This window comes from Klebsiella sp. 141240, from assembly GCF_050600805.1.
GTDB classification, from domain to species: Bacteria; Pseudomonadota; Gammaproteobacteria; order Enterobacterales; family Enterobacteriaceae; genus Klebsiella; species Klebsiella aerogenes.
On the sequence record NZ_JAQIRK010000051.1, the window covers coordinates 1 to 1352 of the forward strand.

The window sequence follows — 1352 nt, forward strand, 5'->3', positions numbered from 1 at the left end:
GTGATTCATGACTGGGGTGAAGTCGTAACAAGGTAACCGTAGGGGAACCTGCGGTTGGATCACCTCCTTACCTTAAAGAACCTGCCTTTGTAGTGCTCACACAGATTGTCTGATGAAAGTAAAGAAGCAAGGCGTCTTGCGATTGAGACTTCAGTGTCCCCTTCGTCTAGAGGCCCAGGACACCGCCCTTTCACGGCGGTAACAGGGGTTCGAATCCCCTAGGGGACGCCACTTGCTGGTTCGTGAGTGAAAGACGCGCGCCGACATATCTCAAAACTCATCTTCGGGTGACGTTTGAGATATTTGCTCTTTAAAAATCTGGATCAAGCTGAAAATTGAAACGACACACAGTTAATGTGTGTTCGAGTCTCTCAAATTTTCGCAATCAGAAGTGAAACATCTTCGGGTTGTGAGGTTAAGCGACTAAGCGTACACGGTGGATGCCCTGGCAGTCAGAGGCGATGAAGGACGTGCTAATCTGCGAAAAGCGTCGGTAAGGTGATATGAACCGTTACAGCCGGCGATGTCCGAATGGGGAAACCCAGTGCAATTCGTTGCACTATCGTTAACTGAATACATAGGTTAACGAGGCGAACCGGGGGAACTGAAACATCTAAGTACCCCGAGGAAAAGAAATCAACCGAGATTCCCCCAGTAGCGGCGAGCGAACGGGGAGCAGCCCAGAGTCTGAATCAGCTTGTGTGTTAGTGGAACGGTCTGGAAAGTCCGACGGTACAGGGTGATAGTCCCGTACACCAAAATGCACAGGTTGTGAACTCGAAGAGTAGGGCGGGACACGTGGTATCCTGTCTGAATATGGGGGGACCATCCTCCAAGGCTAAATACTCCTGACTGACCGATAGTGAACCAGTACCGTGAGGGAAAGGCGAAAAGAACCCCGGCGAGGGGAGTGAAAAAGAACCTGAAACCGTGTACGTACAAGCAGTGGGAGCACCTTCGGGTGTGACTGCGTACCTTTTGTATAATGGGTCAGCGACTTATATTCTGTAGCAAGGTTAACCGTATAGGGGAGCCGCAGGGAAACCGAGTCTTAACTGGGCGTTAAGTTGCAGGGTATAGACCCGAAACCCGGTGATCTAGCCATGGGCAGGTTGAAGGTTGGGTAACACTAACTGGAGGACCGAACCGACTAATGTTGAAAAATTAGCGGATGACTTGTGGCTGGGGGTGAAAGGCCAATCAAACCGGGAGATAGCTGGTTCTCCCCGAAAGCTATTTAGGTAGCGCCTCGTGAACTCATCTTCGGGGGTAGAGCACTGTTTCGGCTAGGGGGTCATCCCGACTTACCAACCCGATGCAAACTACGAATACCGAAGAATGTTATCACGGGA

At 50.8% G+C, this 1352-nt stretch carries 1 tRNA gene and 2 rRNA genes; all 3 read left to right on the forward strand.

Annotated features, from left to right (window positions below):
• A 16S ribosomal RNA gene (locus tag PGQ95_RS26250) occupies window positions 1–70 on the forward strand; the annotation flags it as partial.
• 85 nt (window positions 71–155) lie between these two features.
• A tRNA-Glu gene (locus PGQ95_RS26255) sits at window positions 156–231 on the forward strand.
• Window positions 232–413: 182 nt separating this feature from the next.
• Window positions 414–1352: ribosomal RNA gene (locus PGQ95_RS26260) — 23S ribosomal RNA — on the forward strand; the annotation flags it as partial.